2 protein-coding genes are annotated in these 3,133 nt (G+C 60.2%); both read right to left on the reverse strand.

Annotation, left to right across the window (positions count from 1 at the left end):
• Positions 1-250: 250 nt before the first annotated feature.
• Positions 251-1,612, reverse strand: coding sequence for a S1C family serine protease (locus tag ABUA09_RS18165; RefSeq protein ID WP_195614746.1), 1,362 nt, complete (start codon positions 1,610-1,612; stop codon positions 251-253).
• A gap of 131 nt (positions 1,613-1,743) precedes the next feature.
• Positions 1,744-2,883, reverse strand: coding sequence for a sporulation integral membrane protein YtvI (gene ytvI / locus ABUA09_RS18170; RefSeq protein ID WP_033118797.1), 1,140 nt, complete (start codon positions 2,881-2,883; stop codon positions 1,744-1,746).
• Positions 2,884-3,133: the final 250 nt, after the last annotated feature.

Genomic DNA, 3,133 nt, shown 5'->3' on the forward strand with positions numbered 1-3,133 from the left:
GGAAGGGGGCTCCCAAGGGACTGCGCCTCATTCCCTTGGGCAAGAAAAAGAAAATGCGGAGCCTGGGGACTGTGCAGATCCCCACCGAGGCCTTCATGGCCGTGCTCAAGCTGGATGAGGAGTAAGACCGCATCTTTTTGCCTTCCTGGTCCCGGCACCATGCCGGACAACCGCCTGTAAACCGGATAAACCGCGGCCCCCGGCGCTGAATGCGCCGGGGGCCGCAGTTTTAAATTTCTCTCGGGATCTGTCAATAGAACCAGGGGGACAGTCCGCCGAAGGGCCAGAAGAAATCGGAAGATCCCTGCTGGGATTGCTGCTGCTCCTGCTGGGCCTCCTCTTCCTGAGCGGCCTCCTGCGCGGCACGGCGCTCAGGCGTGTCCTCGTCGAAGGTGAGGGTCAGCGTAAGCTTCTCCCCGCTGCGGTCCACCTCCAGGGTAACGGTGTCGCCCGCCTTATACTCCTTCTTGGCCTCCACCAGTTCAGCGGAGGAGAGGACCGTGGTGCCATCGATGGCGGTGATGATATCCCCCTTCTGGAGGCCCGCCTTGGCCGCGCAGGAACTCTCATCCACGCTCTTGACCAGCGCGCCCTGGCTCATGCCGTAGCGCTGGGCATCGCTCTCAGGTACAGTGGTGACGGTGATCCCCATGTAGGCCTTTCCGGTCACGTAGCCGTGCGCGATGATATCCTGTACCATGTCCTTGATGTCGTTGATGGGGATGGCAAAGCCCAGTCCCTCGATGGTGGCCTCACTGCTGGAAGAGCTGCTGGAGAGCTTGGCGGAGGTGATGCCGATCACCTGTCCGTACATATCAAAGAGAGGCCCGCCCGAGTTGCCGGAGTTGATGGCCGTGTCGGTCTGAAGCATGTTCATGACCTCGCCGTTCTGCATGGTGATGCTGCGGTCCTTGGCCGAGATGATACCCTGAGTCATGGAATAGGTCAGCTCGCCCAAAGGATTGCCGATGGCCACCACCTGTTCGCCCACCTTGATGTTGTCGGAGTCCCCGATGATGACGGGGGTGAGCCCCGTGGTGTCGATTTTCAGCACGGCGATGTCGTTTTCCTCCTCGCCGCCCACCAGGACGGCGTCATAGGTGGTGCCGTCCACAAAGGCGACCTTGATGCTCTGGGCTCCGTCGATGACGTGGTAATTCGTGAGGATATATCCGTCATTTGTAATGACGAAGCCGGAGCCGGCCGCAGCGGCGGACACCGGCTGGCCCCAGGAGTTGGTGGTCACCACCTCCGTGGTGATACCGACGGTGGAGCCGACAAAGGAGGCATAGATCTCCGGCGCGGTGAGGAGCGTCTTTCCGTTGACCTGGGCCACATTGACCACGGTGGGCGCCCGCTCCCCCTCATAGATCGTGGTGGTACCGCCGCTCAAACCGCCCGTGGCGGCGGTGGCGCCTACGCCGCCGACCAGCCCGCCCACCAACGCGCACACCAAGCACAGGGCCACCGTCTTCCCGCCGCGGCCCTTTTTCTTTCTGCTGTGTCCGGGCTCATCGGGGACGTACTCATTATCCAAGGAACGACCGGTGGTCTCGATGGGACGATCCCAGGGCTCCTGGGAATGGCTGTCGTTGTTGCTGTTATAGTACATAAGAATCGCTCCTTCATGGAATATTTGCTCTTCTTTTCTCGTTCGCCTACTAGGATAGCGGAAAAATATGACCATTTCATGAAGAAACGCCAAATGATTTTTGAACGAACCCGGAACCTTTTTTGAACGGATTATTCCTCTTCTCCGGGCGCAGGGGGTCTGCGTGCCGGATGGCCGTTCAAAATGGCTGCGGTGTCCCGCACAGCCAGGCGCAGGTCCCCCAGCAGGCCGTCAAAAATCCCTGTCCGGCACACATTGATGAGTACCAGGCAGAGGACCGGCCCCAGGATCATGCCCAGCACTCCCGCCAAGCGCATCCCCACATACATGCTCACCAGGGACAGGATCGGCGAGAGCCCTGTCTGGCTGCCCACCGCTTTGGGCTCCGCCACCCGTCGGAAGACGCAGACGATCCCCCAGACCACCATAAGTCCCACGGCGTGGACCCAATTGCCGGTGAGCACATCGATGACCGCCCACGGGACCATGACCGTCCCCGAGCCGATGATGGGGATAAAGTCCAGAACGGCCAGCAGCACGGCCAGCAGTACGGAATAGGGCTGACGGATCAGCAGGAACCCGGCCAGCAAAATGGCAAACACGCCGATGGAGATGATGACCTCCGCCCGCACATACCCCGCGAAGGCCCCCAGCGCGGTATGCTTGACTCGGGAGAAGAAATCGCGGACCTCGCCGGGCATCTTGTCCGTGACCAAAAAACGGAGATGAGGATAGTCCGCCGTGATGAAATAGGTGGCCATGATGAAGACAATCAGCGCCACCACAAAGGAGGGCAGGCTGAAGGCAAAATCTTTGGCGCGGGTGCCCATCCCCACCATGGCGTCATTGATCCAGACGCTCAGCCAGGCGTTGAGCCCATCCAGACTTTCGTTGACAAAGGTCTCCACCTCGTCCGGGAGATAGGCCAGGAACTTGTCCAGCTCTTCCCCAATGGTAAGAATCCCGCCCTGAAGGGACTCCCAGATTCCCTCCCAGTTGTCAATGAGGGAACTGATCTCGCTGACCAGACTATGGCCCAGCCCAAAGAGGATCCCACCCGCCACGGCAAAGGCCAGCAGGATCAGCAGCAGGGAGAGCACGCCTCTCGACAGGCCCAACCGCTTCTGGAGGCTCTTCACCAGCGGATTGAGGACCCATGCCACCACCAGGGCCAGCGCAAAGGGCATGAGCAGCCCCAGCAGTGGGGGAACCAGATACCGCAGCGCCAGCACGATCAGAAGGACCAGGATCATCCGTATCCCCAGCCGCATCCACAGTCTGCCCCTGTCCCGCCAGGATAACTCTCCTTGCCGCACGTTGGCACGTCCTTTCCCATGCGATTCTTAAGGCATGTCGCCAATATTCAAACAAGCCCCAGACATACCTGCTGGTAAAACCCGCCGATCAGGCGGGGCGGCCCTGTTCAAGTGCGCAGTTCCGCAGGCAGTATTATAACACGTCCAGGGTGCAACATATCACGAAATTGTGAACAGTGTGCACCGAGAGGTCCCTGCAAAAAGC

The organism is Intestinimonas sp. RTP31139st1_F5_RTP31139_211217, from assembly GCF_040226735.1.
Lineage (GTDB): Bacteria > Bacillota > Clostridia > Oscillospirales > Oscillospiraceae > Intestinimonas > Intestinimonas butyriciproducens.